Genomic DNA, 26,243 nt, shown 5'->3' with positions numbered 1-26,243 from the left:
GGTTGTTCTTCTTGGAGGGAAGGCCCGGTAGAGGCCGTACAGGATTCCGTGCGGGAGCCGTACAGAATCGATCACGGATCGATGACAACCATCCCGAAACGGGAACTTCCCTGTATACGAGATCGTGACTTCGTTGCCGCGCTCCGAACAGCTCGCCTAAACTCCGTGGCTTGGCTGGCTGTGTAGGCTGACGTGCTGAGCGGCGTGGCCGTGTTCGACGTCCGGCGGCAGGCCGGTCATTCCCAAGTGAAGGAGCGGCCCTATGGCTGACTACTCAAGCCTTATCATGATCGCTCTCATGGTCGTGGTGTTCTACTTCCTGCTGATCCGCCCGCAGCGCAAGCGGCAGCAGGAGCAGATCCAGATGCAGAACTCCCTTACCCCGGGGACGCGCGTCATGACCACGACCGGGCTTTTCGCAACCGTGGTGACCATCGACGCCGACGACGTGATCCTGGAGATCGCTCCCGGTGTCGAGACCCGCTGGGTCAAGGCCGCCATCGGGCGTGTGCTGGTCCCGGTCGACGACACCGAGGTCAACCTGAAGGCCGTCGACGGTGACGCGGTGGAGACCGCCCAGCAGCAGGACGACGACCAGGACTCCACGACCAAGAAGTCCTGACCAGGCTCACCGCCAATCCCCTATAGCCGAAAGAACTGACGACCAGTGGCCCGACCGACCAGCGGCCAGAGCAGACCGGGGCGCATGCTCCTGCTGCTCCTGGCGCTCATCCTCGCCATGGGCGGGGTGATGTTCCTCAACAAGGCGCTCACCCCCGAATATGGCCTCGACCTCGCCGGCGGCACGACAGTGACGCTGCAGCCCATCACCCCGGACGGGAGCGACCCCTCCGAGGAGAGCCTCAACCTGGCCGTGAACATCATCCGTGACCGGGTGAACGGCAGTGGCATCTCCGACGCCGAGGTCGCCATAGCCGGTGACAACATCGTCATCTCCGTCCCCGGAGTGGGCCAGGAGGAAGTCGTCAAGCTGGTCGGCACGACCGCCGAGCTGCGTTTCCGCCAGGTGCTCGCGATCGGCGCCGGTTCCCCCACGCCCCCGGGCGAGATGGCCACCCAGGCTCCGACGCCCTCCGCCTCGCCGACGGCCACCGGGGGACAGGGCACGCCCGCGCCGAAGCCGTCCGCGTCCGCGACCGCGCCGAAGCCGTCCGAGACCGCGGCGCCGGGCCCGAGCGGCTCGCCCGCCGGACGCGGCCTGTCCTCCGCGCTGACCAATCCGAGCCCCGCCGCCTCGGCCCAGCCGGAGAAGGCCGCGACCCCGTCGGCCCGGGCCGGGCGGAACGGGACGCAGGAGGGGACGCAGAACGGGAACACCGCGGCCCGGCAGGGCAAGGGCGCCACTCCCTCGGCCGCCCCGAGCGCCAGCGCCAGCCCGTCGGCCCCGCCCGCGGCCCCCGAAGAGGCGTCGGTGGCCGGACTGGAGCTCGGCGGGATCGACGACGCCGTGCTCAAGGAGTTCCAGGCCCTCGACTGCTCGAAGGCGGACCGGGGCCAGGGCGCCCAGGACGACCCGAACAAGCAGTTCGCCGGGTGCAGCGACGACGGCAGCGTCAAGTACATCCTCGACAAGGCCGCCGTGACCGGTACCGCGATCGACAGCGCCGATGCGGGCCAGGAGCCGAGCACCGGCGAGTGGCTCGTCCAGCTCTCCTTCAAGGGCCAGGGGCCCGAGCAGTGGACCAAGGTCACCACGACCGCCTTCAACTCGCAGGAGCCGCGCACCCAGGTCGCCATGGTCCTGGACGGCGTGGTGATCTCCGCCCCCGTCATCCAGGAGCCCATCACCGGCGGCCGGGCGCAGATCTCCGGCGGCTTCACCCTGGAGACCGCCACCGAGCTGGCCAACCAGCTCAAGTACGGCGCGCTGCCGCTGAAGTTCCAGAAGGGCTCGATCGACGAGGTCTCCTCCACCCTGGGCGCCGACCAGCTCCGCGGCGGTCTCATCGCCGGCGGGATCGGCCTGGCCCTGGTGGTCGTCTACTCGATGCTCTACTACCGCGGCCTGGGCCTCGTCTCGGTGCTGAGCCTCGCGGTCGCCACCATCCTGACGTACCAGTCGGTGGTGCTGCTCGGCCACTACGCGGGCTTCCGCCTCTCGCTGCCGCACATCATCGGCCTCATCGTCTCGATCGGTATCACCGCGGACTCGTTCATCGTCTACTTCGAGCGCATCCGTGACGAGATGAAGGAGGGCCGCCGCACGCTGCGCGCGGCCGTCGAGGTCGCCTGGGTCCGCGCCCGGCGGACGATCCTGATCGCCGACGCGGTCATGTTCATCGCCGCCGTGGTCCTGTACTTCCTGGCGGTCGGCGGCGTGGCCGGGTTCGCGTTCGCGATGGGCCTGACCACCCTGATCGACCTCGTCGTGGTGTTCATGTTCACCAAGCCGTTCGTCGCGCTGCTGGCCCGCCTGAAGTTCTTCGCCAAGGGGCACCCGCTCTCCGGTCTGGACGCCGAGCGCATGAGCGTCCAGCCGGTCGCCGGCCCCAAGACCGTTTCGCAGGAGGCATGATGGCCGGCCTCGTAAGCCGCCTGTACCGGGGCGAGGTCAACGTCGACTTCGTCGGACGCCAGAAGCTCTGGTACGGCCTGTCCGCCTTCCTGCTCGTGGTCTCCATCGCGGGTCTGGTCGTCAACGGCCTGAACCTGGGCGTGGAGTTCAAGGGCGGGTCCGTCTTCTCCTTCAAGGCGCCCTCGGCCACCATCGAGCAGGTCCGCGGCACCGTCCAGGAGGCGGGCGCGCACCAGGTCATCGTCCAGACGACCAACAACGGCTGGCGGGTCACCACCGAGAGCCTCCCCGAGGCGGAGGTGACCGCGGTGCAGAACGCGGTCACCAAGAGGTTCGGCAGTGACGTCACCCTCCAGGTGATCGGCGGTTCCTGGGGCGGTCAGGTCGCCGACAAGGCCATCATCGGCCTGATCGTCTTCATGCTGGCGATCATCCTGTACCTGACGATGGCCTTCGAGTGGAAGATGGCGCTGGCCGCCATCGTCGCGCTGGTGCACGACCTGGTGATCACCGCGGGCGTCTACGCGTGGTCCGGGTTCGAGGTCACCCCGGCGACCCTGCTGGGCTTCCTGACGATCCTCGGATACTCGCTGTACGACGCGGTCGTGGTGTTCGACATGATCAAGGAGGTCACCGCCAAGCTCGGCACGACCTCGAAGGTCACCTACACCCAGGCCGCCAACGACGCGCTGAACCACACGCTGATCCGGTCGCTGAACACCACCCTGGTGGCGATCCTGCCGGTGGCGGCGATCCTGTTCATCGGCACCACGCTGTTCGGCGCGGGCACGCTGAAGGACCTGTCGCTGGCGCTGTTCGTCGGCATGATCGTCGGTACCTACTCCTCGCTGTGCGTGGCGACGCCGCTGCTGGTGACGCTGAAGGAGCGCGAGCCGCGCTACCGGAAGATCGCCGAGCGGCTCGCCGCCACAGGCGGCGGGACGGGCGCCCGGACGGAGAACGCCAAGGCCGCCCGCCAGACGGTGGCGGCGGGCGCGTCCAAGGCCACGGCCGCGGACGACAAGCGCAAGAAGAAGTAGCCGGAGATGATTGCGCCTCCGCCCTCCCCAGGGGAGGACGGAGGCGTTTTCCGTGGGCGGCGTCCCCTGCCGGGCGGCGCCCTCCGGCAGACTCGTCGAAGACCCCACCCGCAGACCCCACCCGCAGACCCCACCGCTCCACCAGGGATGTGACCATGAGCGACCTGAGCCGGCTGATCCTGGACCGGATCCGCGACGTGCCCGACTACCCCAAGCCGGGAATCCTGTTCAAGGACATCACCCCGCTGCTGTCCGACCCCGAGGCGTTCGCCGCGGTGACGGACGAGCTGGCCGGGCTGCACACCGTCGACAAGATCGTCGGCATCGAGGCCCGCGGGTTCATCCTGGCCGCTCCCGCGGCCTACAGGGCGCGCGCCGGATTCGTGCCGATGCGCAAGAAGGGCAAACTTCCCGCGGAAACCCTTGACGCGTCCTATGATCTGGAGTACGGCTCCGCCACCATCGAGGTCCACCGGGACGCCTTCGCTCCCGGAGACCGGGTTCTGATCGTCGATGACGTGCTCGCCACCGGTGGGACGGCGCGCGCGGCGGTGGAGCTGGTCCGCAGGGCGGGCGCCGAGGTCGTCGCCGTCGCCGTGCTCATGGAACTGGCCTTCCTGAAGGGGCGGGAGAGGCTCGACGGAGTCGGGCTCCACTCCCTCGTGATCGTCTGATCCACCCCGGGGCGGGCGGCACCCGACCAGGTCTGGATACACTGAGGGATCTGGACTCGAACGTGAGGAGTCTGAGTGCCCCGTGATGTGGTCGTGCCCGACGTGACCGCCGCCGGTGGCGGTCCCGACATGGCCGTCCCGGCAGGCGATGCCGGTTCCGCCATGTCCGGAGCCACCGAGGAGAAACCGGCGGTGCGGCGGAGGATCGCCCGCTTTGGGGGGCAATGGGGTGGCGCCATGAACCCGGTGCTTGAGCCGCTTTTCCGCACGGTCCGCGCGACCCATCCGAAGGCCGACCTGCGGCTGATCGAGCGTGCCTACGATGTGGCGGCCTATCACCACCGCGATCAGAAGCGCAAGAGCGGTGATCCGTACATCACCCATCCGCTGGCCGTCGCGACGATCCTGGCCGAGCTGGGCACCGACGACGAGACGCTGTGCGCGGCGCTGCTGCACGACACCGTCGAGGACACCGCCTACGGCCTGGACGAGCTGCGGCAGGACTTCGGCGACAACATCGCGCAGCTGGTCGACGGCGTCACCAAGCTCGACAAGGTCAAGTTCGGCGACGCCGCCCAGGCCGAGACCGTGCGCAAGATGGTCGTCGCGATGTCCCGCGACATCCGGGTGCTGGTCATCAAGCTCGCCGACCGGCTGCACAACATGCGCACCATGCGCTACCTGCCCGAGCACAAGCGGCAGCAGAAGTCCCGCGAGACGCTGGAGATCTTCGCCCCGCTCGCCCACCGGCTGGGCATGAACACCATCAAGTGGGAGCTGGAGGACCTCGCGTTCGCCATGCTCTACCCCAAGCGCTACGACGAGATCGCCCGGATGGTGTCGAAACGGGCCCCGCGCCGGGACCTGTTCCTGCAGGAGGTCATCGAGACCGTCTCGGCGGACCTGCGCGAGGCCAAGATCCGCGCCGAGGTCAAGGGCCGTCCCAAGCACTACTACTCGGTCTACCAGAAGATGATCGCCAGGGACGTCGCCTTCGACGACATCTACGACCTGGTGGGCATCCGGGTGCTGGTCGACACGGTCCGCGACTGCTACGCCGCCCTCGGAACGATCCACGCGCGATGGAAGCCGGTGGCCGGCCGGTTCAAGGACTACATCGCGATGCCCAAGTTCAACATGTACCAGTCGCTGCACACCACGGTGATCGGTCCCGAGGGCAAGCCGGTGGAGCTGCAGATCCGCACCCACGGCATGCACCGCAGGGCGGAGTACGGCGTCGCGGCGCACTGGAAGTACAAGGAGGACATGACCACCTCCGGTCCGGGCGGGGGCAAGCTGAAGCCCGCCAGCGACATGGCGTGGCTGCGCCAGCTGCTGGACTGGCAGAAGGAGACCGCCGACCCGGGGGAGTTCCTGGAGTCGCTCCGGTTCGACCTGTCGGTCTCCGAGGTCTACGTCTTCACCCCGCGCGGCCAGGTGCTCGCCCTGCCCGAGGGCGCGACCCCGGTCGACTTCGCCTACGCCGTCCACACCGAGGTGGGTCACCGCTGCATCGGGGCCCGGGTCAACGGCCGCCTGGTGCCGCTGGAGTCCCGGCTCAACAACGGCGACACCGTCGAGATCTTCACCTCCAAGTCGCCGGACGCCGGGCCGTCCCGCGACTGGCTGAAGTTCGTCAAGTCCGGCCGGGCCCGCAACAAGATCCGCCAGTGGTTCTCCAAGGAACGCAGGGAGACCGCGATCGAGGCGGGCAAGGAGGCCATCGGCCGGGCGATGCGCAAGCAGGGACTGCCGCTGCAGCGCCTGATGTCCGGAGAGTCCCTCCTGGCGCTCGCCAGGGACCTGCGCTACCCGGACGTCTCCTCGCTCTACGCGGCGGTCGGAGAGGGCCACATCGCCGCCCAGGCGGTCGTGCAGAAGCTCGTGCAGTCCCTCGGGGGCGTGGAGAGCGCCGAGGAGGACATCGCCGAGACCGCGGTCCCGACGAAGCTCAAGGGCCGCCCGCGCGGCGGTGGCGGCGCGGGCGTCGTGGTCGCCGGCGACTCGGACGTCTGGGTACGGCTCTCGCGCTGCTGCACCCCGGTCCCCGGAGACGACATCGTCGGCTTCGTCACCCGCGGGCACGGCGTGTCGGTGCACCGGACCAACTGCCCCAACGTGGAACAGCTGCGCTCCGAGCCGGACCGCCTGGTCGAGGTCTCCTGGGCTCCCGGCGGCGACTCGGTGTTCCTGGTCGCCATCCAGGTCGAGGCGCTGGACCGGCCCCGCCTGCTGTCCGACGTCACCCGGACCCTGTCCGACCAGCACGTGAACATCCTGTCGGCCTCGGTGACCACGTCCCGCGACCGCGTGGCGATCAGCAAGTTCACCTTCGAGATGGGCGACCCCAAGCACCTGGGCCACGTCCTGAAGGCCGTCCGCAACGTCCAGGGCGTCTACGACGTCTACCGGGTCAGCGGCGCCGGCGGCTGAGGCGTCCTCGGCGTCCGAGGGAGAACCCCCGCGATCGGTGTGCTGATCGCGGGGGTTCCCCGTGGTACGGCGGGCAGGCCCGGGACGGTCAGGAGAACTCGGCGAGCGTGCGCTCGGCCTCCTCCAGCCAGGAACGGCGGGCGGTCAGGGCCTCCTCGGCGTCCTTGGCGTCCTTGTCCCGGCCGGCGGCGCGGGCCTTGGCCAGGCGGGCCTCCAGCTGCTCGATGGACCTGCGGAGCTGGTCCACCGTGTTCTGGGCGCGGGCGCGGGCCTCGGGGTTGGAGCGCTTCCACTCCGTCTCCTCGGCCTTGCGGACCGCGTCGTCCACCTTGCGCAGCCCGCCCTCCAGACGGTCGCGCTGCTCCCGGGGGACCGGACCGGCCTCCTCCCAGCGTTCCAGGATGCCGCGCAGGGCGGCCCGGGCGGTGCGGGCGTCGGTGACGGGGAGGATCTTCTCCGCCTCGGCCAGCAGCTGCTCCTTGACCTCGGCGTTGGCCGCCAGCGAGGCGTCACGCTCGGCGAAGACCGCCGAGCGGGCCTGGAAGAACTGGTCCTGGGCGCCCTTGAACCGGGCCCAGAGCTCGTCCTCGACGTCGCGGGCGGCCCGGCCGGCGGCCTTCCACTGGCGCATCAGCTCCCGGTAGGCCGAGGCGGTCAGGCCCCAGTCGGTGGAGGAGGCCAGGGCCTCCGCCTCCGCCACGATGCGCTCCTTGGTGGCGCGCACACCCTCGCGCTGCTCGTCCAGGCCCGCGAAGTAGGCCTTGCGCCGCTTGGCGAAGGCCGTACGGGCCGCCGACAGCCGCTTCCACAGCGCCGCCTCGGTGGTCCGGTCGATCCGCTCGGCGGCCTTCCACTCCTCCACCAGCTGACGCAGGCGCTCCCCGCCGGTCTTCCAGTGGGTGGTGGACTCGGCCACCGACTCGGCCTCGGCGACGATGCGCTCCTTGATGCCCTTGGCCTCGGCCCGCGCCACGTCACGGGCGGCCTTGGCCTCCTCCCGGCGCTGGGAGACCAGCTCCGACAGGCTGTCCAGCCGCTTCAGCAGCGCGTCGAGATCGCCGACCGCGTGCGCGTCGGTGATCGCCTCGCGGAGCTTGACGATGGTGGCCTCGGCCTGAGCGGGAGGCAGGTCCGTGCCGCGCACCCGCTGCTCCAGCAGCGTGACCTGCCCGGCCAGCTCGTCGAACTTGCGGCGGAAGTAGGCGAGCGCCTCTTCCGGCTCGCCGGCCTGCCAGGACCCGACGGCCCGCTCTCCCTCAGCCGTACGCACGTAGACGGTGCCGTCGTCGTCTACCCGGCCCCACGGGTCGGTGCTCACCGTGTCCTCCCGCACTTTCCTGTCGCCTTTCCGGGACCGTCCGGCCCCGGGTCCATATGCCTGGTTGTATTACGTCAGCTCTTGGCGGACATTGTCACGTCTTTGATCTCGACGGTTTTCTTCGGGGCACCGGTACCGTCGGGTCCCGGGGTGATGACACCGCCCTTGTTCACCTCGTCGACGATCTCCAGACCCTTGGTAACCGTACCGAACGGCGTGTAGTTCGGGCCCAGTGCGGCGTCACCGTACACGATGAAGAACTGGCTGCCGTTGGTGTTGGGACCGCTGTTGGCCATGGCGACCACGCCGCGGCTGTACTTGGCGCCCTCGAGGTTCTCGTCCACGAAGCGGTAGCCGGGGCCGCCCTGCCCGTCGGTCTGGCCCTTGCCGTCGGCCTTGGCCAGCGGGTCGCCGCACTGCAGGACCGGGAACTGGTCGGAACCCAGGCGGTGGCACTTGGAGCCGTCGAAGTAGTCCTTCGAGGCGAGGAACGCGAAGGACCCGACCGTGCACGGGGTCTTCTCGGCGTCCAGCTTGATGACGATGTCGCCCTGGTTGGTCTTCAGCGTCATCGTCTTGGGGGAGAGATCGACCTTGGCCGGGGGCATGCCGACGTTCTTGGCCTCGCCGCCCTCGGTGGCGGGCACGTAGCCGCAGCTGCCGGAGGCCTTGTCGAAGGCGGTGGGCTCGGGCCCGGCCGCGGCGCTCTCGCTCGGCGCTGGGGTGGCTGCGGCGTCCGTCGGGGCGGGGTCGCCGGAGCCTCCGAGCAGGGCGATCGCGGCGACGATGCCGCCGATCACCACCACGGTGCCCACGGTGCTGCCGATGATCGCGGTCTTCTTGGCCTTGGTCTCGCGCTCCATACGTCGCTGCATCTGCCGCTCGTAGTGCTCGCGCGCCAGTTGCTTCTGGCGGTCCTTGCCGCTCACCGCTTCGCCCTCCCGAGTGCCGGAGTATTCATATTGAGGTGGGCGAATCGTATCGGCCAGAGCGCGATGATTCGCAGCCCGCCGACCCGCACCGGTACCCTTCGGTTACATTCTCATCCGCATTCTTGACGAGATCAGCTGAGGCAGATGCTCATCGCAGGGTTTCCCGCAGGGTCCTTCCAGGCCAACTGCTATGTCGTCGCTCCCGCCGCGGGTGAGGAGTGCGTCATCGTCGATCCAGGGCAGAACGCCGTCGGCGACCTGGACGACCTGCTGCGGGAGCATCGGCTCAAGCCGGTCGCGGTGCTGGTCACCCACGGTCACATCGATCACATGTGGTCGGTCGCCCCGGTCTGCGGCGCGCGCGACGTGCCGGCCTGGATCCATCCCGAAGACCGCGACCTGCTGTCCGACCCGGGCAAGGGGCTGTCGCTGACGACCCGGCAGCAGCTGTTCGGCGGGCTCACCTTCACCGAGCCCGACGACGTGCGGGAGCTCGCCGACGGCGAGGTGCTGAGGCTGGCGGGCATGGAGCTCACGGTCGACCACACTCCCGGCCATACCAGGGGGTCGGTGACGTTCAGGTTGCCCGGTACGGACGAGATCCCGGACGTGATGTTCTCGGGCGACCTGCTGTTCGCCGGCTCCATCGGCCGCACAGACCTCCCGGGCGGCGACTACCCGACGATCCTGCGCAGCCTGGCCGTCAAGTGCCTGCCGCTGCCGGACGACACGGTGGTCCTGCCCGGCCACGGACCACAGACCACGATCGGCCGGGAGCGCGCCACCAACCCGTATCTCGCGGAGGCGGCTCCCCACGCCGGTCCCGGCAGGGGACTTTAGAGACATGAGCTTCCAGGCGCCCAAGGGCACCTTCGACTGGATCCCGCCGCGCTCCGAGCGGGTCCTCGCCATACGGGAGGCGCTGGCCGCCCCCGCCCGCCGCGCGGGCTACGGCTACGTCGAGACACCGGTCTTCGAGGACACCGCGCTGTTCGCACGCGGCGTGGGGGAGTCGACCGACATCGTCTCCAAGGAGATGTACACCTTCACCGACAAGGGCGGGCGCTCCATCACGCTGCGTCCCGAGGGCACCGCGTCGGTCGTGCGGGCCGTCCTCCAGCACGGCCTGCACAACGGGCAGCTGCCCGTCAAGCTGTGGTACTCCGGGAGTCAGTTCCGCTACGAGCGCGCGCAGAAGGGCCGCTACCGCCACTTCTGGCAGGTCGGCGCCGAGGCCCTCGGCGCCGAGGATCCGGCGCTGGACGCCGAGCTGATCCTGCTGGCCGCCGACGGCTACGCCGGGCTGGGCCTGACCGGGGTCCGGCTGCTGGTCAACACGCTGGGCTGCAAGGAGTGCCGGCCCGGCTACCGGGCCGCGCTCCAGGAGTTCCTGCGCGCGCTCGACCTCGACGAGGCCACCCGGGCCCGGATCGAGATCAATCCGTTGCGCGTGCTGGACGACAAGCGCCCGGAGGTGCAGGCCCAGCTGGCCGGCGCGCCGATGGTCGTCGACCACCTGTGCGGGGCGTGCAAGGCCTACCACGAGGAGGTCCGCTCGCTGCTGACCGCCTCGGGCGTCGCCTTCACCGACGACCCGCGCCTGGTGCGCGGTCTCGACTACTACACGCGAACCACCTTCGAGTTCGTCCACGACGGGCTGGGCTCGCAGTCCGCGGTCGGCGGCGGCGGGCGCTACGACGGGCTGAGCGAGATGATCGGCGGTCCGTCGCTGCCGAGCGTCGGCTGGGCGCTCGGCGTGGACCGGACGCTCCTGGCGATGGAGGCCGAGGGCCTGCTTGCGGACGAGTCCGCCGGGGAACGTGTGCAGGTGTACGGTGTCCCGCTGGGCGAGGAGGCACGCCGCCGGATGTTCCTCCTCGTCACCGAGCTGCGCCGGGCGGGCCTCACCGCCGACATGTCGTTCGGAGCCAAGGGCCTCAAGGGGGCCATGAAGGGCGCCGGCCGCTCCGGTGCCCGCTACGCGCTGGTCCTGGGCGAGCGCGACCTGGCGGCCCAGGCCGTACAGCTGAAAGACCTGACCACCGCAGAGCAGACCGAGGTGCCGTTGGCCGAGGTCGCCGACATTCTGAAGGGGAAGTTCTCGTGATCCGCACGCACACCGCCGGTTCGCTCCGCAAGGAGCACGCGGGTGAGCAGGTAACGCTGGCCGGATGGGTGGCGCGCCGCCGCGACCACGGTGGCGTGGTCTTCATCGACCTGCGTGACGCCTCCGGCACGGCCCAGGTGGTCTTCCGCGAGGAGGACGACGCGCACGGCCTGCGCGCCGAGTACTGCGTCAAGGTCGTCGGGGAGGTGCGGGTCCGCCCCGCGGGCAACGAGAACCCCGATCTGCCCACCGGTGAGATCGAGGTCGTCGCCTCCGAGGTCGAGGTGCTCAGCGAGTCGGCCCCGCTGCCGTTCCCGATCGAAGGCGCCGCGGGCATCTCCGAAGAGGCCCGGCTGAAGTACCGCTACCTCGACATCCGCCGCCAGCAGGTCGCCCAGGCCATGCGGATCCGCTCCAAGGCCACCTACCTCGCCAACGAGGTGCTGAACGAGCACGGGTTCGTCTACGTCGAGACGCCGACGCTGACCCGCTCCACCCCCGAGGGCGCCCGCGACTTCCTGGTCCCGGTCCGCCTGCAGCCCGGCAACTGGTACGCCCTGCCCCAGTCTCCGCAGCTGTTCAAGCAGCTGCTGCAGGTCGCCGGGCTGGAGCGCTACTACCAGCTGGCCAAGTGCTACCGCGACGAGGACCTGCGCGCCGACCGGCAGCCGGAGTTCACCCAGATCGACCTTGAGATGTCCTTCGTGGACCAGGAGGACGTCATCGCCGTCGGCGAGGCGCTGATCGGGCGGGTCTGGAAGGAGATCCTCGGCTACGAGATCCCGCTGCCGCTGCCCCGGATGACCTACGCCGACGCCATGGCCCGCTACGGTTCCGACAAGCCGGACCTGCGCTTCGGCCAGGAGCTCGTCGACATGACCGGGTTCTTCGCCGACACCACCTTCCGCGTCTTCCAGGCGCCGTACGTCGGCGCCGTGGTCATGCCGGGCGGCGCCTCCCAGACCCGTAAGGAGCTGGACGGCTGGCAGGAGTGGGCCAAGTCGCGCGGCGCCCGGGGCCTGGCCTACGTGCTGGTCGGCGAGGACGGCACGCTCGGCGGCCCGGTGGCCAAGAACCTGTCGGAGACCGAGACCGCCGGTCTGGCGGCCAAGGCGGGCGCCGAGCCCGGTGACGCGATCTTCTTCGCGGCCGGTGCGGTCGCCGCCTCCCGCGACCTGCTCGGCGCGGCCCGCCTGGAGATCGGCCGGCGCTGCGGCCTGATCGACGAGTCGCAGTGGAGCTTCCTGTGGGTCGTCGACGCGCCGATGTTCGAGCCCGTGCTCGACGACGCCGGCACCCAGATCGGCTGGACCGCGGTGCACCACCCGTTCACCGGTCCCAAGCCCGAGTGGGCCGACACCTTCCAGGACAACCCCGGCGAGGCCCTGGCCTACGCCTACGACATGGTCTGCAACGGCATGGAGATCGGCGGCGGCTCGATCCGTATCCACCGCGCCGAGATGCAGCAGCGCGTCTTCGACGTGCTCGGCATCTCCAAGGAGGAGGCCGAGAGCAAGTTCGGCTTCCTGCTGGAGGCGTTCAAGTACGGCCCGCCGCCGCACGGCGGCATCGCCTACGGCTGGGACCGCATCTGCATGCTGCTGGCGGGCGGCGACTCGATCCGCGACGTCATCGCCTTCCCGAAGACGGCCTCCGGCTTCGACCCGCTGACCGGCGCGCCCACCCCGATCACCTCCGAGCAGCGCAAGGAGGCGGGCGTGGACGCCCGGCCGAAGGAGACGGGGCCGAAGGAGACGGGGCAGCAGACCGAGGCGGCCCAGCCCGCCTGAGCCTGATCCGTCCGCATGCCGGTGCCCCGGCGGGCACGCCGCCCGCCGGGGCACCGGCATGTGAGGGCGAGGCCCGCCGGTGTCAGAAGCGGACCGGGAGCGCGTTCAGGCCGCGGATGAACGAGGCCTGTCCGCGCCAGGAGAGCTCCTCGGGGGCGCAGTCGAGCGCGATGCCCGGCAGGCGGCGCAGCAGCGTCTCGAAGGCGATGTGGGCCTCCATGCGGGCCAGCGGGGCGCCCAGGCAGAAGTGGACGCCGTGGCCGAAGGCCATGTGCTGGCCGGGGGGCCGGGTGACGTCCAGCCTGTCCGGATCGTCGAACGCCGCGGGGTCGCGCCCGGCCGCGCCGAGCGAGACGTGGACCAGGCTGTCCGCCGGGATGGGGACGCCTGCGATCCGGAGGTCCTCGGTGGCGAAGCGGAGGGTGGCGCGCTCCAGCGGCCCGTCGTAGCGGAGGAACTCCTCGACGGCGTCCGGGATCAGGCCGGGCCGCTCCCGCAGGAGCCGGAGCTGGTCGGGGTGGGTCAGCAGGGCCAGCATGCCGTTGCCGATGAGGTTGGCCGTGGTCTCGTGACCGGCGATGAGCAGCAGCGTGAGCATGGCGATCAGCTCGGGCTCGGTCAGCGTCTCGTCCCCGTCGCGCGGGGCGGCCAGCGCGCTGACCATGTCGTCCCTGGGCGCGGCCCGGCGTTCGGCGATGAGCCGGGAGAAGCAGGTCTGGATGGCGCCGCTCACCTCGTCGCGGCGCTTGACGGCCTCCTCGTCGAGCGACGGGACGACGAGGGTGGCCGACCAGACGCGGAAGTCGTCGCGGTCCTCGGCGGGCACGCCCAGCAGCTCGCAGATCACGGTGACCGGCAGCGGGAAGGCGAAGTCGTCGAGGAGGTCGGCCCGCCCCCTGCCCTCCATCCGGTCGACCAGCCGGTCGGTGATCTCCTGGACCCGGGGCCGCAGGCTCTCGACCCGGCGCGGAGTGAACGCCCTGGAGACCAGGCGGCGCAGCCGGGTGTGGTTCGGCGGATCGCTGGAGAGCATGTTGTCGGCGAACGCGGGATTGGCGCCGGCCAGTTCCTGCAGGAGGGCGGATCCGTGCTGCAGGTTCTTGGCCAGCCGGGGGTCGCTCAGCGCCGCCCGGCCGTGCTCGTGGTCGATGACCAGGAAGGACGACATCCCCGGGGGGAAGTCCACCGGGTGGACCGGCCCCGCGTCGCGCAGCCCGGCGTACTGGGCGTACGGGTCCCGGACGAACTCCGGGGCGAGCAGGAACTCGATCGGCAGTTTCCCGGGAGCCGGTGCGTTTCCGGAGACCGGGTCGTGCTCGGCGGCATGTCCGTCGCCGGTGTCCGGGCCGGGCCTGGCGGTCGGGTCGGGCATGGGCGTCTCCTCCGTGAGTCGGATCGCGTGCCTTGCCCCTACAGCTTGATCTCCTGCGGGCGGTGATCGACACGATGTGACCGAGATCACAGGATGGAGGCGCCCCGCCCGCGTGCGTCCCGTCCTCGCGGGCCCGTGCCGGGAGCCGGGCCCGTGCCGGGAGCGGGCCCGGGACGCCTCAGGAGAGCTTGACGTCCTTGATGATGACCGGGATCTTGGGGGCGTTGGAGCCGCCGTCGCCGGTGATGTCGTCGGGGTTGGTGATCCACCCGCCCGCGGCGATCTTGTCGATGATCTCCATGCCCTTGGAGACGGTGCCGATGGGCGTGTAGGCCGCCGCCGCGTCGAGCTGGGCGGTCTCCTCGTGGTAGGAGATCCAGAACTGGCTGCCGTTCTGGTTGCTCGCGTCGCCGGGCTGGGCCAGCGCGACCGTGCCCCTGCCGTACGACAGGCCTCCCAGGTTCTCGTCGTTGAACACGTAACCCGAGCTGCCCTGCCCGTCGGTGGGGTTCTTGCCGTCGGCCTTGGCCTGCGGGTCACCGCACTGCAGGAGTCCCAGCCCCGCGTTCTCGGGGGTGGCCAGGCGGTGGCACCTGGTGTTGTCGAAGAAGTTCTTCTTGGCCAGGAAGGCCATGGAGTTGACGGAACAGGGGGCCGCCTCGGTCGCCAGGTCGATCACGATGTCACCGTGGTTGGTGGTGATCGTCATGGTCTTCAGCTTCAGGTTCGGCTTCTTCGGCGGGTAGCCGACCTTCTTGGCGGGGGAGCCGCTGGTGTCCTCGCGGTACTCGCAGGTGACGGCACCGGCGTTGAGCGGGGTGCTGGGGCTCGGCTGCGTGCTCGGGCTCTCCGACGCGGACGGGGTCGGCGTGGCGGCCGCCTCGTTCGTGGCGCCGCTGCTGCCTCCGAGGAGGGTCGTCGCGGCGATCACACCGCCGGCCACGACGGCCACGGCGGCGCCGGCTCCGATGAAGGTGTTCCGCTTCGCCTTGCCGGCCTGCTGCGCACGCTGGATCTGCCGTTCCTTGTGCTCCCGTGCCAGCTGACTCTGGCGGTCTTCGCCGCTCACCGCTATGTCCTCCAGGATCGCCGTTCTATGACTGTTAACCCGGCGAAAGCGTACCGGCACTGGAGTGTGATGGATGTAAGTGGCGGAATCTGCCACATGCCTACACACGTGATGGGAGGGAAAACGCTGGATCTCTTTACATCTTCCGGAACCTCTGCGTGGTGAGATGCGTACTCGGTGACCACGAACTACGCACGACCGGAGCAACACCATGTTCGAAGAGTTTCTCGGCCTTCCCGCCCATCCCCTGATCACCCATTCGGCCGTGGTCCTGATACCTCTGCTCGCGGTCCTGGCGGCGGTCTACGCTCTGGCTCCGCGGACGCGCGCCGCGACGACCTGGGCGGTTCTGGGACTCGCCGTGGTCGCGCCCCTCGCCACCCTGGCGGCCCGGCAGAGCGGCATCGCGTTCAAGGAGGGCCGGTTCTCCTCCGCCTCGGGGCAGCTGGGAGAGCGCATCGCCGAGCACGAGAGCTTCGGCACGCCGCTGACGCTGGTCGTGGCCGGGCTGGGGCTGGCCGCGCTGGGACTGGTCTACGTCACCCGCGGCGACCGGTTCGGCCGCCCGGTGGTCCTGGCCGTCTCGGCGCTCACCGTCGTCCTGGCCGTGGCCGCCGGGTACTACGTGGCCCGGGCCGGTCACAGCGGGGCCGTGGCGGTCTGGGCGGACTAGCCGGTGACGGTACTGTCGGGGGGTGGACAGCCTGTTCGACTCGGCGGCGGAGGAGGCCCACCGCGGCCAGGAGCCCCTCGCGGTCCGGATGCGTCCGAGATCCCTGGACGAGGTCATCGGCCAGCGCCACCTGCTGGGGCCGGGGACGCCGCTGCGGCGGCTCGTCGAGGCCGAGGCTCCGATGTCGCTGTTCCTGTGGGGGCCTCCGGGCACCGGCAAGACCACCCTCGCCTACGTCGTGGCGGGGGTGACCAGGCGCCGTTTCGTCGAGGTCTCCGCGGTCTCCGCGGGCGTCAAGGAGGTCCGCGCGGCCATCGAGCAGGCCCGGCGCGAGCTGGGCATGTCCGGCCGCCAGACGGTGCTGTTCGTCGACGAGGTGCACCGCTTCAACAAGGCGCAGCAGGACGCCCTGCTGCCCGCCGTGGAGAACCGCTGGGTCACCTTCATCGGGGCCACCACGGAGAACCCGTTCTTCTCCGTCATCTCGCCGCTGCTGTCGCGCTCCCTTCTGCTCACGCTGGAGCCGCTCTCCGACGACGACGTCCGGACGGTGCTGGAACGCGCCGTCGCCGACCCCCGCGGCCTGGACGGGAGGGTCCGGCTGACGCCGGAGGCGACCGGGCACCTCGTCCGGCTGGCGGGCGGGGACGCCCGCCGGTCGCTGACCTACCTGGAGGCCGCCGCGCTGATCGCCGACGGCGAGGTCACCGTGGAGGTGGTGGAGCGGGCGGTGGACAAGGCGGCCGTGCGCTACGACCGCCAGGGCGACCAGCACTACGACGTGATCAGCGGTTTCATCAAGAGCATGCGCGGTTCCGACGCCGACGCGGCCCTGCACTACCTGGCCCGGATGATCGAGGCGGGCGAGGACCCCCGGTTCATCGCCCGCCGGATCATGATCTTCGCCTCCGAGGACGTCGGCATGGCCGACCCGACCTGCCTGCAGGTCGCGGTGGCCGCGGCCCAGGCGGTGGAGCTCATCGGCCTGCCCGAGGGGCGGCTCAACCTCGCCCAGGCGGTCATCCACTGCGCGCTGGCCCCCAAGTCCAACGCGGTGATCAGCGCCATCGACGCGGCCGCGGCGGACGTGCGGCGCGGCGACATCGGCCAGGTCCCCGGCCACCTGCGCGACGCCCACTACGCCGGGGCGAGGAAGCTCGGCCACGGCAAGGGCTACAAGTACCCCCACGACTTCGAGCACGGACTGGTCCGTCAGGACTACATTCCCGGCACGCTCCGCGACCGCCGCTACTACCAGCCCACCAGGCACGGGGCCGAGGCGGCTTTCGCCGACCGGTGGGCCAGGATCCGGGCGTTCCTCCGCGGCGTGCCGGGAGAAGACGGCAAGACGCGATAGGGTCGTGCCGTTCTGGGCGGGTGAGGTAGGGAGAGTCGGCGCGTGCTTACCGCTGGAGAGGTCGCCGGACTGATCGCGGCCGTGGCCTGTGTGGTCCTTGTCTGCTTCCTGATCGTGGTCCTGCTCAAGCTGTCCCGGTTGCTCACCGAGACCACCAAGGCGGTCACCGAGCTGAACGGCCGGGTGGTGCCCCTGCTGGAGGAGGTCGCGCTCACCGTCGGCGAGGCCAACCGCCAGCTCGTCGAGGTCGAGGCCGTCATCCGCGACGTCAAGCGGGTCAGCGGGCACGCGGCCAAGGTCAGCGACGTCACCCAGGCGCTGGTCACCCGCCCGCTCATCAAGGTCGCGGCGCTCGGCCACGGACTCCGGCAGGCCATCGGCGCCCGCGGCCGGGGCCGGCCGCAGCCCCGCGCGCTGGAGAGGCGGCGGCGATGATCCGCAGACTGTTCTACATGGGCCTGGGGGCCTTCGGGGCCGTGTGGGTCATGCGTAAACTCCAGGCCCTGCACCCCAACCACGTGGCGCGCCGCGCCGTCCGCAACGCCTCCGGTCTGCTGGAGCAGGCCAGGGACATCGCGGGGGACGCGCGGGAGGTCGCCGCCAGGCGGGAAACCGAGTTGCGGGCCCGCTTCGGGCTCGACACTGTGGAAGACACCACCGTGGAAAACACCTATCACTACGACGTAAAGGATGGCCGCTGACATGGAGTCGGCAGAGATCGCCCGCCGCTTCCTGCGCTTCTTCGAGGAGCGTGGGCACACCGTCGTGCCCTCGGCCAGCCTGATCGCCGAGGACCCGACGCTGCTCCTGGTCCCCGCGGGCATGGTCCCCTTCAAGCCCTACTTCCTGGGTCAGCGCAAGCCCCCCTACAAGCGGGCCGCCAGCGTGCAGAAGTGCGTGCGCACCCCGGACATCGACGAGGTCGGCAAGACCACCCGGCACGCCACCTTCTTCCAGATGCTCGGCAACTTCTCCTTCGGCGACTACTTCAAGGACCAGGCGATCCCGTTCGCCTGGGAACTGCTGACCACCTCCGAGGCCGACGGCGGCTTCGGCTTCCCGGAGGAGCGGCTCTGGGTCACCGTCTTCCACGACGACGACGAGGCCGCCGAGATCTGGCACCGGCGGGCCGGGATGCCGCTGGAGCGCATCCAGCGCCGCGGCCTGGCCGACAACTACTGGCACATGGGCGTGCCCGGGCCGGGCGGGCCGTGCACCGAGATCTACTACGACCGCGGCCCGGAGTACGGCCGCGAGGGCGGTCCCGTCGCCGACGAGAACCGCTACCTCGAGGTGTGGAACAACGTCTTCATGCAGTTCCAGCTCGGCACGGTCCGCAGCAAGACCGACTTCGACGTCGTCGGCGAGCTGCCCGCCAAGAGCGTCGACACCGGCATGGGCCTGGAGCGCATGGCCGCGATCCTGCAGGGCGTCGACAACATCTACGAGATCGACACCACCTACAAGATCCTTGACCGCGCCGCCGAGCTCACCAAGACCCGCTACGGCCGCGACGAGCGCTCCGACGTCAGCCTGCGCGTGGTCGCCGACCACGTCCGCACCAGCACCATGCTGGTCGCCGACGGCGTGCTGCCCGGCAACGAGGGCCGGGGCTACGTGCTCCGCCGCATCCTGCGCCGCTCGATCCGGAACCTGCGCCTGCTGGGCTCCGGCGAGGAGCGCTACATGCACGAACTGACCGCCGTCGCGATCGACGTGATGGGCGAGCTGTACCCCGAGCTCAAGGCCGACGCCCCGCAGATCCACGGGGTCGTCGACGCCGAGGAGGCGTCCTTCCTCGGCACCCTGCGCACCGGCACCGCGATCTTCGACGTGGCCGTGGAGGAGACCAAGCGCAAGGGCCGGAACGTGCTGGCCGGCGAGCAGGCGTTCCAGCTCCACGACACCTACGGCTTCCCGATCGACCTGACCCTGGAGATGGCCTCCGAGCAGGGCCTGAAGGTCGACGAGGAGGGCTTCCGCCGGCTGATGAAGGAGCAGCGCGACCGGGCCAAGGCCGACGCCGCCGCCAAGAAGACCGGCAACGCCGACATCTCGGTCTTCGGGCAGATCCTGGAGAAGGCCGGCAAGGTCGAGTTCCTCGGCTACGACCAGGTGACCGCCGAGACGGAGGTCATCGGCCTGCTCGCCGACGGCGCCCCGGTCCCGGCGGCGGGCGCCGGGAGCATGGTCGAGGTCGTGCTGGGCCGTACCCCCTTCTACGCCGAGGGCGGCGGCCAGCTCGCCGACCAGGGCGTCATCCGCACCTCCGGGGCCGAGGTCGAGATCGTGGACGTGCAGTCCCCGGTGGCCGGCGTCATCGTGCACCGCGGCAAGGTCCGCGCCGGTGAGATCCGGGTGGGCGACCAGGCCGAGGCCGAGATCGACGTCGAGCGCCGCCGCGCCATCTCCCGCAGCCACACCGCCACCCACCTGGTGCACCGCGGCTTCCGCAACGCGCTGGGCGAGACGGCGGCCCAGGCCGGCTCGGAGAACTCGCCCGGCCGCTTCCGCTTCGACTTCACCTCCGCCGGCGCCGTGCCGCCCAGCGTGCTGCGCGACGTCGAGGACGAGGTCAACGCCGTCCTGATCAACGACCTCCAGGTCAACGCCTTCCACACCTCCCAGGCCGAGGCCCGGGCGATGGGCGCGCTGGCCCTGTTCGGCGAGAAGTACGGCGACGTGGTCCGCATCGTCGAGGTGGGCGACTACTCCCGCGAACTGTGCGGCGGCACCCACGTCAGCAACTCCGGCCAGCTCGGCCTGGTCAAGGTGCTGGGCGAGTCCTCGATCGGCGCCGGCGTGCGCCGGGTGGAGGCCCTGGTCGGCCTGGACGCCTTCCGCTTCCTGGCCCGTGAGAGCGTGCTCGTCGCCCAGCTGTCCGAGCAGCTCAAGGCCCGCCGGGAGGAGCTGCCCGAGCGCATCGAGGGCATCGTCACCCGGCTGCGCACCGCCGAGAAGGAACTGGAGCGGCTCCGCTCGGCCCAGGTTCTCGCCGTCGCCGGCGAGCTGGCCGCGGGCGCCCGCGACGTGCACGGCGTCTCCGCCGTGACGCACCGCGCGCCCGACGGCACCTCCGCCGACGACCTGCGCAAGCTCGCCCTCGACGTGCGCGGGCGCTTCCCCGCCGACCGCGCCGCGGTGGTCGTGGTCGCCGGCGTCCCCGCCGACCGGCCGGTCGTCGTCGCCGTGGTCAACGACGCCGGGCGCACGCGCGGCCTGAAGGCGGGCAGCCTGGTCGGCGTGGCCGCCAAGGCCCTCGGCGGCGGCGGTGGCGGCAAGGACGACATCGCCCAGGGCGGCGGCGCCCGTCCCGAGGCGATCGGCGACGCCCTCGGCGCCGTCGAGCAGGCGATCGCCCAGGCGCTGTCCTGACGGTGAGGACCCGGCGATGAGGAACGGCGTGCGCCTCGGCGTCGACGTCGGCTCGGTCCGCATCGGCGTGGCCCGCAGCGACCCCTCGGGGCTGCTGGCCACGCCGGTGGAGACCGTACGGCGGGGCAAGGGCGATCTGGACCGGATCGCCGGGATCGCGGCCGAGCACGAGGTGATCGAGGTCGTGGTCGGCCTGCCGACCTCCCTGTCCGGCCGCGAGGGACAGGCGGCCGGACTGGCCCGCGACTTCGCGGCCAAGATCGCCGCGCGGCTCGATCCGGTCCCGGTGCGGCTGTTCGACGAGCGGCTCACCACGGTCACCGCCCAGCAGGGCCTGCGGGCCAGCGGGGTGAAGGCGAAGAACCAGCGCGGCGTGGTCGACCAGGCGGCGGCGGTCGTGCTGCTCCAGGCCGCCCTGGACGCCGAGCGCGCCACCGGCAGGCGACCGGGGAGTCCCGTCGGCCTCACGCCGTGAGATTCGCGACGTCCTCGGGCCGGTCCTCGCCAGGGCCGTGAGCCATGCGGAAGATGACAGGTCAGGTTTGTCGTGACCAGCCCAGAGCATAGAATCACGAAATTCACTGACAAAGAGAGTGAGTTCGTGAGATACCGGGAAGAGCTGAACAGATTCGCTGGAGCGTGTTGATGCCCGGCGGAACACCCCCCGTCCCAGCGTGCGTGGCGGCACCTGCCGGGACACCGAGGGAAGGTGCCCGGCCGATGGGTACATTTAGCTCGGTGGTTCCCCATGGTTTGGCACACTTGCTTGACGCCGGGTCGCCCGTGCCGGGAGATTGGCCAGCGCAGCTATGAACGATCTCGACATGGATTTCCTCGTTGGCGCGGACAGCGACGATGGTCGCTCGCCGCGCGGCTCCCGCGCGGGCCGTGGCCGGCGCCGGAAGCGACGGCGCAACAAGGGCGGCTTCCTGGCCCCTCTGCTGGCGGTCATCATCCTGGTCGGCGGTCTCGGCGGAGGCGGCTACTACGGCTACACGTGGTTGCGCGACGCGATGACCGTCGAGGACTACACCGGGCAGGGCACCGGTAAGGTCCTGGTGGAGATCAAGCAGGGACAGAGCAGCGCCGCCATCGGGCAGACCCTGGAGGAGCAGGGCGTGGTCAAGAGCGCCCGCGCGTTCACCGACGCGGCCGAGGCCGCGGGCAAGAGCGCCTCGTTCCAGCCCGGTGTCTACGAACTGCGCAAGCAGATGTCCGGCGCCGCGGCCGTCGAACTGCTCGACCCGAGCAAGCAGATGGTGGACCGGGTCACCCTCAAGGAGGGACTGCGCCTGTCCGACACCCTGGTCACCCTGGCCAAGGCGACGGGCAAGCCGCTGAAGGAGTTCCAGCAGGCGGCCAAGGACGCCGAGGCGCTGGGCCTGCCCTCCTACGCCAAGGGCAGACTGGAGGGCTACGCCTTCCCCGCCACCTACGACATCACGCCCAAGATGTCGGCCGCCGACATCCTCACCGCGATGGTCGACCGCTTCAACCAGACCGCCGAGAAGGAGCGGCTGGTGGCCGGGGCCAAGGAGATGGGCCGCACCCCGCACGAGATCATGACCATCGCCAGCATCGTGCAGGCCGAGGCCGGCAACGTCGACGACATGGGCAAGATCGCCCGTGTCATCTACAACCGGCTCAAGGTGGACCAGAAGCTGGAGATGGACAGCACGATCTTCTACGCGCTGAACAAGTACGGCATCGCCGCCTCCAACGCCGACATCGAGAGCGACTCCCCCTACAACACCTACCGGCGGCTCGGGCTGCCGCCCGGACCGATCGCCAACCCCGGTGACCACGCCATCCAGGCCGCGCTCAACCCCACCGAGGGCGACTGGCGCTGGTTCGTGACCACCGATCCGGAGCGGGGCATCACCAAGTTCGTCTCCACCGAAGACGACTTCTTGAAGATCAAGGCCGAGTTCGAGCGGAACCAGGGCCAGCAGAGGCAAGGAAACGGATGACGCGGGCCGCGGTTCTCGGATCCCCCATCGCCCACTCGCTCTCGCCGTACCTGCACCGGGCCGCCTACGCGGGGCTCGGTCTGGACGGCTGGAGCTACGAGGCGATCGAGTGCGACGAGGCGGGGCTTGCGGCGCTGCTGGACGGGCTCGGCCCCGGGTGGGCCGGGCTCTCGCTGACCATGCCGCTCAAGCGGGCCGTGCTGCCGCTGCTCGACGAGGTCTCCGAGCTCGCCGTCGAGGTGGGCGGGGCCAACACCGTGGTCTTCCGCGACGGGGCCCGGTACGGCGACAACACCGACGTGTACGGCATCGTCCGGGCGCTGGCCGAGGCCGGAGTGGCCGCGCCCCGCTCGGCGACGGTCCTCGGCGGCGGCGCCACGGCGGCCTCCACCCTGGCCGCCCTGCGCGAGCTGGGCCTGGGCGGGGCGACCCTGGTGGTCCGCGACCCGGCCAGGGCGGGGGAGACCGCCGAGGTGGCCGAGCGGCTGGGGATCGCGCTGGAGACGCGGACCTTCGACAAGCTCGACACCGCCCTGGACGTCGACCTCCTCGTCTCGACACTGCCCTCCGGCGCGGCCGACGGCCTCGCCGGGACGGTGGCGGGCCGGGTGCCCGCGGTCTTCGACGTGGTCTACGCCCCCTGGCCCACCCGCCTGGCCGCGGCAGTGGAGCGGGCGGGCGGCACCGTGATCGGCGGGTTCCCGATGCTGCTGCACCAGGCGGTCCGGCAGGTCGAGCTGATGACCGGCCGGACCGACGTCCCCGTCGAGGCGATGCGCGCGGCCGGGGAGGCCGAGATCCTCAGGCGATCCGGTCGGGTGAGCTGACCGTCCCGGAGCCGTACGGCTTGAAGCCGCGCCTGGCCACGGTGAAGATGACGGCCACCAGGAGCACCTCCAGCAGGAAGGGCGGCCAGCCCCGCATCTGGATCTGCGCGAAGACCTGCTGACCCGCGACCGTCAGGATGATCGGGAGCAGGAGCACGACGGCGCGCCGGCCCACCGGGGTGCGGCAGCCGGCCCCGCAGGCCATGGCGACCAGGGCCGGGACGGCCATCTGCTCGATGAAGAAGTCGACCATGAACGCGTTCCAGATGACGGTCGTCACCGCCAGCGCCAGGGCGGAGACGGTCGTCCAGCGGATCAGGGCGCCGCGTCCCACCAGGTCCACGCCCTCGGCCGGGCGGGAGGCGAGGGTTATCAGCACGGCGGTGAGGACGCCCGGCAGGTACGGGGAGACGACGGAGGAGAGATCGAGCGGCTCCGCCGCGACGGCTCCCCACCCGAACAGGGCCGCGGACCCGTAGTAGGTCAGGACGGGCCCGCTGAGGCCCCATATCCACGCCCAGGCCACCGCCGCCCGGCGCGGCCCGCGCAGCACCAGCAGGAGGATGAGCGCGTCCGGCAGGACCACCAGGCCGAGGGCGAGCAGGTGGTCGCGCAGGGACGCCTCTCCTCCGATGAACGGCGTGATGGCGATGGGGCTGGTGGCGAGGACGAGAAAGAAGATCGGAGCGATGACCGCGGCGACGTTCAGCGCGTCGCGCCAGTGAGCGGACGACTCGGGCCCGAGAAGCCGCTGGGCGCGGATGACGACCGCGCCGCGGAGGAGGTCGAAGACGTCGCGCGGGTCCGGGAGCCTGCGGCCCGGATCGGCCCCGGCCAGGAGCACCCCGAGCATCTCCTCCTCGTGGCGTGCCCGGTGGTCCGCGGGGTACCAGGCCAGCAGCCTGCGGTAACGGCCCTCGAGCGCTCTCACACTGCCTCCTCCGCCGACCGCGTCCGCGATGCCGCGGTGCCCGCCGGCCCGCTCGCCCGCGCCGCCCCCTCCGCCGGTCGCGTTGGCTGCACTGCTGTGCCCACCGGCTCGCTCGTCCCGCCCGCTCACGCCGTACCTCCCGCGAGACCGCGGTGGAACGGGGTCTCCCCGCCGAGCGGGCGGTTGCGGAGGGCATGGCCGGACAGCGCGCCTCCGGCGAGGCGGGCGCGCAGGCGGGTGGTGGCGGCCTCGGCGTTCCGGCGCAGGCGCTCGGCCTCGGCGGCCAGCCGGGTGCCGCCCTCCTCGGTCAGCCGGTAGTAGCGGCGGACGCGGCCGTCCACGATCTCCTCCCGGTCGACGGCGATGAGGTGCTCGGCCTGGAGCCGGTCCAGGGCCGCGTAGAGGGTGCCCGCGCGCAGCCGTACCCGGCCGCCGGAGATCTCCTGGACGTCGGTGATCATCCCGTAGCCGTGCTGTGGCCCCGCGGCGAGGGCGGTGAGGATGAGGAAGGTCGGCTCCTGCATCGATCGGTCACTCATGTCTTCTTTATATATCGATCGTCTGTATATAGGAAGGGAAGATTCTGAGGTCGCGCCGCGTTGTGGTAACGTAGCTAATCGATCGGTCCGGCATGCCTGCTGGACGCGCAAGCGGAGGTCTTCTCCCACCTGGTCGGCCGCGAGGCCGGCAGGTCAAGGATCACCCCGGGTGAAACCGGGGAGCTTACGGCTTCGGGTTCGTGAGCTCGTGTGGCCCCGCATGCGCGACGTGCGGGGCAATTTGCGTTCGGCATCCGGCACGCGGATGCGCCAGGCGTGACCTCCCGGCACGATCGAGCACGTGGCAGCCGCCCCGCAGGGCGGCAGCGGATCGCAACCTAGGAGGCCCCATCAGCGCCGAGCCCCGCATCAACGACCGTATTCGTGTGCCCGAGGTGCGCCTCGTCGGCCCGAACGGCGAACAGGTGGGCATCGTCTCCATCGGCGATGCTCTGAAGCTGGCTCAGGAGGCCGACCTCGACCTCGTGGAGGTCGCGGCCACGGCTCGCCCGCCCGTGTGCAAGCTCATGGACTACGGCAAGTTCAAGTACGAGTCCGCCATGAAGGCACGCGAGGCGCGCCGCAACCAGGCATACACGATCATCAAGGAGATCAAGCTCCGGCCGAAGATCGACCCGCACGACTACGAGACCAAGAAGGGTCACGTGGTGCGGTTCCTCAAGGCGGGAGACAAGGTCAAGGTCACGATCATGTTCCGCGGGCGGGAGCAGTCCCGGCCCGAGCTGGGATTCCGGCTCCTGCAGCGGCTGGCGGAGGACGTCACGGAGCTCGGCTTCGTGGAGTCCCAGCCCAAGCAGGACGGCCGAAACATGATCATGGTGATCGGCCCGCACAAGAAGAAGGCCGAGGCCAAGGCCGAGAAGGCCGCGGCCAAGGCGCGACGAGACGAGGAGCCCGCGGAGGTGACCGAGGCGCCCGAGGTGTCCGAGGCGTCCGCTCCGCAGGAGTGACTCGCATAGCCTGAACGCTCAGGCAGTCGCGAGATGAATCCGAGACCGGGTCCGGTCTCGCAGTCAGGCATGCCCTTGACTCGGGTTACCGGCCCGGGGCATCGGCACGATCGAGGGAGAGACGGCTCAGATGCCGAAGATGAAGACGCACAGTGGTGCGAAGAAGCGGTTCCGGCTCACCGGCACCGGCAAGATCAAGCGCCGCCGCGCCAACCGCGCGCACTACAACGAGTGGAAGTCCTCCACCTTGACGCGTCGTCTCAAGCCCGAGGTCGTGCTCTCCGACGCCGACACCAAGAAGATCAAGAAGCTGCTCGCTAAGTAACGAC

The 26,243-nt window shown here is 70.6% G+C and carries 24 protein-coding genes; 18 read left to right on the top strand and 6 right to left on the bottom strand.

The window, feature by feature from the left end:
- Positions 1–262 precede the first annotated feature (262 nt).
- From yajC to IEZ08_RS19995, 5 genes are all read left to right on the top strand, one after another.
- A complete protein-coding gene (gene yajC, locus IEZ08_RS20015; RefSeq protein WP_068924231.1) occupies positions 263–622 on the top strand; it encodes a preprotein translocase subunit YajC in 360 nt (119 codons plus the stop codon).
- Positions 623–706: 84 nt separating this feature from the next.
- On the top strand, positions 707–2,536 hold the full coding sequence (gene secD / locus IEZ08_RS20010; protein WP_068924230.1) for a protein translocase subunit SecD: 1,830 nt from the start codon (positions 707–709) through the stop codon (positions 2,534–2,536).
- A complete protein-coding gene (gene secF, locus IEZ08_RS20005) occupies positions 2,536–3,576 on the top strand; it encodes a protein translocase subunit SecF (RefSeq protein ID WP_068924229.1) in 1,041 nt (346 codons plus the stop codon). Before secD ends, secF begins: the two co-directional genes overlap by 1 nt.
- Positions 3,577–3,731: 155 nt before the next feature.
- Positions 3,732–4,250 carry an adenine phosphoribosyltransferase gene (locus IEZ08_RS20000; RefSeq protein WP_068924228.1) on the top strand — a complete coding sequence of 173 codons (519 nt, stop codon included), beginning with the start codon at positions 3,732–3,734 and terminating at the stop codon, positions 4,248–4,250.
- A gap of 129 nt (positions 4,251–4,379) precedes the next feature.
- Positions 4,380–6,683: a RelA/SpoT family protein gene (locus tag IEZ08_RS19995; RefSeq protein ID WP_373294370.1), complete on the top strand. Its 2,304-nt coding sequence runs from the start codon at positions 4,380–4,382 to the stop codon at positions 6,681–6,683.
- Positions 6,684–6,771: 88 nt separating this feature from the next.
- On the opposite strand, the gene IEZ08_RS19990 is transcribed toward IEZ08_RS19995, so the two are convergent.
- Together IEZ08_RS19990 and IEZ08_RS19985 are read right to left on the bottom strand one after the other, a co-directional pair.
- Positions 6,772–8,001 (bottom strand): DUF349 domain-containing protein, encoded by a 1,230-nt coding sequence (locus tag IEZ08_RS19990; protein WP_189242663.1) that lies wholly within the window; start codon positions 7,999–8,001, stop codon positions 6,772–6,774.
- 74 nt (positions 8,002–8,075) lie between these two features.
- Positions 8,076–8,930, bottom strand: a complete 855-nt coding sequence (locus IEZ08_RS19985) for a peptidylprolyl isomerase (RefSeq protein WP_068924226.1) — start codon at positions 8,928–8,930, stop codon at positions 8,076–8,078.
- Positions 8,931–9,077: 147 nt separating this feature from the next.
- On the opposite strand from IEZ08_RS19985, the gene IEZ08_RS19980 reads away from it, so the two are divergent.
- The 3 genes from IEZ08_RS19980 to aspS are packed head-to-tail and all read left to right on the top strand — an operon-like array spanning position 9,078 to position 12,830.
- The gene (locus tag IEZ08_RS19980; protein ID WP_068924225.1) at positions 9,078–9,773 is read left to right on the top strand and encodes an MBL fold metallo-hydrolase; all 696 of its coding nucleotides are present in this window, start codon (positions 9,078–9,080) and stop codon (positions 9,771–9,773) included.
- Between the two features lie 4 nt (positions 9,774–9,777).
- Positions 9,778–11,040 (top strand): histidine--tRNA ligase, encoded by a 1,263-nt coding sequence (gene hisS, locus IEZ08_RS19975; RefSeq protein ID WP_068924224.1) that lies wholly within the window; start codon positions 9,778–9,780, stop codon positions 11,038–11,040.
- Positions 11,037–12,830 carry an aspartate--tRNA ligase gene (gene aspS / locus IEZ08_RS19970; protein WP_068924223.1) on the top strand — a complete coding sequence of 598 codons (1,794 nt, stop codon included), beginning with the start codon at positions 11,037–11,039 and terminating at the stop codon, positions 12,828–12,830. Before hisS ends, aspS begins: the two co-directional genes overlap by 4 nt.
- Before the next feature lie 82 nt (positions 12,831–12,912).
- Here the strand turns inward: aspS and IEZ08_RS19965 are convergent, their stop codons facing one another.
- A complete protein-coding gene (locus tag IEZ08_RS19965) occupies positions 12,913–14,202 on the bottom strand; it encodes a cytochrome P450 family protein (RefSeq protein ID WP_189242662.1) in 1,290 nt (429 codons plus the stop codon).
- A gap of 178 nt (positions 14,203–14,380) precedes the next feature.
- Positions 14,381–15,271, bottom strand: a complete 891-nt coding sequence (locus IEZ08_RS19960) for a peptidylprolyl isomerase (RefSeq protein WP_189242661.1) — start codon at positions 15,269–15,271, stop codon at positions 14,381–14,383.
- Positions 15,272–15,482: 211 nt separating this feature from the next.
- Here IEZ08_RS19960 and IEZ08_RS19955 point away from each other — a divergent pair, with 211 nt between their 5' ends.
- The 8 genes from IEZ08_RS19955 (at position 15,483) to IEZ08_RS19920 (ending at position 23,473) form a co-directional block, all read left to right on the top strand.
- Positions 15,483–15,944, top strand: coding sequence for a DUF2231 domain-containing protein (locus IEZ08_RS19955; RefSeq protein WP_189242660.1), 462 nt, complete (start codon positions 15,483–15,485; stop codon positions 15,942–15,944).
- 22 nt (positions 15,945–15,966) lie between these two features.
- Positions 15,967–17,301 (top strand): replication-associated recombination protein A, encoded by a 1,335-nt coding sequence (locus tag IEZ08_RS19950; RefSeq protein WP_068924220.1) that lies wholly within the window; start codon positions 15,967–15,969, stop codon positions 17,299–17,301.
- A gap of 42 nt (positions 17,302–17,343) precedes the next feature.
- Positions 17,344–17,736 carry a DUF948 domain-containing protein gene (locus tag IEZ08_RS19945; RefSeq protein ID WP_068924219.1) on the top strand — a complete coding sequence of 131 codons (393 nt, stop codon included), beginning with the start codon at positions 17,344–17,346 and terminating at the stop codon, positions 17,734–17,736.
- Positions 17,733–18,002, top strand: coding sequence for a hypothetical protein (locus IEZ08_RS19940; RefSeq protein WP_068924218.1), 270 nt, complete (start codon positions 17,733–17,735; stop codon positions 18,000–18,002). The genes IEZ08_RS19945 and IEZ08_RS19940 overlap by 4 nt, the downstream gene beginning before the upstream one ends.
- Before the next feature lies 1 nt (position 18,003).
- The gene (gene alaS, locus IEZ08_RS19935; RefSeq protein WP_189242659.1) at positions 18,004–20,676 is read left to right on the top strand and encodes an alanine--tRNA ligase; all 2,673 of its coding nucleotides are present in this window, start codon (positions 18,004–18,006) and stop codon (positions 20,674–20,676) included.
- A gap of 16 nt (positions 20,677–20,692) precedes the next feature.
- On the top strand, positions 20,693–21,151 hold the full coding sequence (gene ruvX, locus IEZ08_RS19930; RefSeq protein ID WP_189242658.1) for a Holliday junction resolvase RuvX: 459 nt from the start codon (positions 20,693–20,695) through the stop codon (positions 21,149–21,151).
- Between the two features lie 349 nt (positions 21,152–21,500).
- Positions 21,501–22,646 carry an endolytic transglycosylase MltG gene (gene mltG / locus IEZ08_RS19925; RefSeq protein ID WP_229803316.1) on the top strand — a complete coding sequence of 382 codons (1,146 nt, stop codon included), beginning with the start codon at positions 21,501–21,503 and terminating at the stop codon, positions 22,644–22,646.
- Positions 22,643–23,473, top strand: a complete 831-nt coding sequence (locus tag IEZ08_RS19920) for a shikimate dehydrogenase (protein WP_068924214.1) — start codon at positions 22,643–22,645, stop codon at positions 23,471–23,473. Before mltG ends, IEZ08_RS19920 begins: the two co-directional genes overlap by 4 nt.
- Here IEZ08_RS19920 and IEZ08_RS19915 read toward each other — a convergent pair.
- Both IEZ08_RS19915 and IEZ08_RS19910 read right to left on the bottom strand, forming a co-directional pair.
- Entirely contained in the window at positions 23,448–24,404 is a 957-nt protein-coding gene (locus IEZ08_RS19915) for a hypothetical protein (RefSeq protein WP_068924213.1), read from the bottom strand. The genes IEZ08_RS19920 and IEZ08_RS19915 overlap by 26 nt on opposite strands.
- Before the next feature lie 125 nt (positions 24,405–24,529).
- On the bottom strand, positions 24,530–24,943 hold the full coding sequence (locus tag IEZ08_RS19910; protein ID WP_229803314.1) for a PadR family transcriptional regulator: 414 nt from the start codon (positions 24,941–24,943) through the stop codon (positions 24,530–24,532).
- A 350-nt stretch (positions 24,944–25,293) separates the two neighbouring features.
- Here IEZ08_RS19910 and infC point away from each other — a divergent pair, with 350 nt between their 5' ends.
- Together infC and rpmI are read left to right on the top strand one after the other, a co-directional pair.
- Positions 25,294–25,914: a translation initiation factor IF-3 gene (gene infC / locus IEZ08_RS19905; protein WP_084781030.1), complete on the top strand. Its 621-nt coding sequence runs from the start codon at positions 25,294–25,296 to the stop codon at positions 25,912–25,914.
- A 130-nt stretch (positions 25,915–26,044) separates the two neighbouring features.
- Complete coding sequence (rpmI, locus tag IEZ08_RS19900; protein WP_068924211.1) at positions 26,045–26,239, top strand: 50S ribosomal protein L35; 195 nt, start codon at positions 26,045–26,047, stop codon at positions 26,237–26,239.
- Positions 26,240–26,243: the final 4 nt, after the last annotated feature.

This window comes from Planobispora rosea (assembly GCF_014648175.1).
GTDB classification, from domain to species: domain Bacteria; phylum Actinomycetota; class Actinomycetes; order Streptosporangiales; family Streptosporangiaceae; genus Planobispora; species Planobispora rosea.
The sequence above is the reverse complement of the archived record's forward strand: the minus strand, read 5'-3'. Positions and strand labels throughout refer to the sequence as shown.

Bases quoted from the DNA above. Each gene is read 5' to 3' on its own strand.
- IEZ08_RS19965 (WP_189242662.1), bottom strand. From the start codon at position 14,202: ATGCCCGACCCGACCGCCAGGCCCGGCCCGGACACCGGCGACGGACAT.
- ruvX (WP_189242658.1), top strand. From the start codon at position 20,693: ATGAGGAACGGCGTGCGCCTCGGCGTCGACGTCGGCTCGGTCCGCATC.
- secF (WP_068924229.1), top strand. From the start codon at position 2,536: ATGGCCGGCCTCGTAAGCCGCCTGTACCGGGGCGAGGTCAACGTCGAC.
- IEZ08_RS19955 (WP_189242660.1), top strand. From the start codon at position 15,483: ATGTTCGAAGAGTTTCTCGGCCTTCCCGCCCATCCCCTGATCACCCAT.
- IEZ08_RS19940 (WP_068924218.1), top strand. From the start codon at position 17,733: ATGATCCGCAGACTGTTCTACATGGGCCTGGGGGCCTTCGGGGCCGTG.
- yajC (WP_068924231.1), top strand. From the start codon at position 263: ATGGCTGACTACTCAAGCCTTATCATGATCGCTCTCATGGTCGTGGTG.
- rpmI (WP_068924211.1), top strand. From the start codon at position 26,045: ATGCCGAAGATGAAGACGCACAGTGGTGCGAAGAAGCGGTTCCGGCTC.
- alaS (WP_189242659.1), top strand. From the start codon at position 18,004: ATGGAGTCGGCAGAGATCGCCCGCCGCTTCCTGCGCTTCTTCGAGGAG.
- IEZ08_RS19995 (WP_373294370.1), top strand. From the start codon at position 4,380: ATGGCCGTCCCGGCAGGCGATGCCGGTTCCGCCATGTCCGGAGCCACC.
- IEZ08_RS19920 (WP_068924214.1), top strand. From the start codon at position 22,643: ATGACGCGGGCCGCGGTTCTCGGATCCCCCATCGCCCACTCGCTCTCG.
- mltG (WP_229803316.1), top strand. From the start codon at position 21,501: ATGGATTTCCTCGTTGGCGCGGACAGCGACGATGGTCGCTCGCCGCGC.
- secD (WP_068924230.1), top strand. From the start codon at position 707: ATGCTCCTGCTGCTCCTGGCGCTCATCCTCGCCATGGGCGGGGTGATG.
- hisS (WP_068924224.1), top strand. From the start codon at position 9,778: ATGAGCTTCCAGGCGCCCAAGGGCACCTTCGACTGGATCCCGCCGCGC.
- IEZ08_RS19910 (WP_229803314.1), bottom strand. From the start codon at position 24,943: ATGAGTGACCGATCGATGCAGGAGCCGACCTTCCTCATCCTCACCGCC.
- IEZ08_RS20000 (WP_068924228.1), top strand. From the start codon at position 3,732: ATGAGCGACCTGAGCCGGCTGATCCTGGACCGGATCCGCGACGTGCCC.
- IEZ08_RS19980 (WP_068924225.1), top strand. From the start codon at position 9,078: ATGCTCATCGCAGGGTTTCCCGCAGGGTCCTTCCAGGCCAACTGCTAT.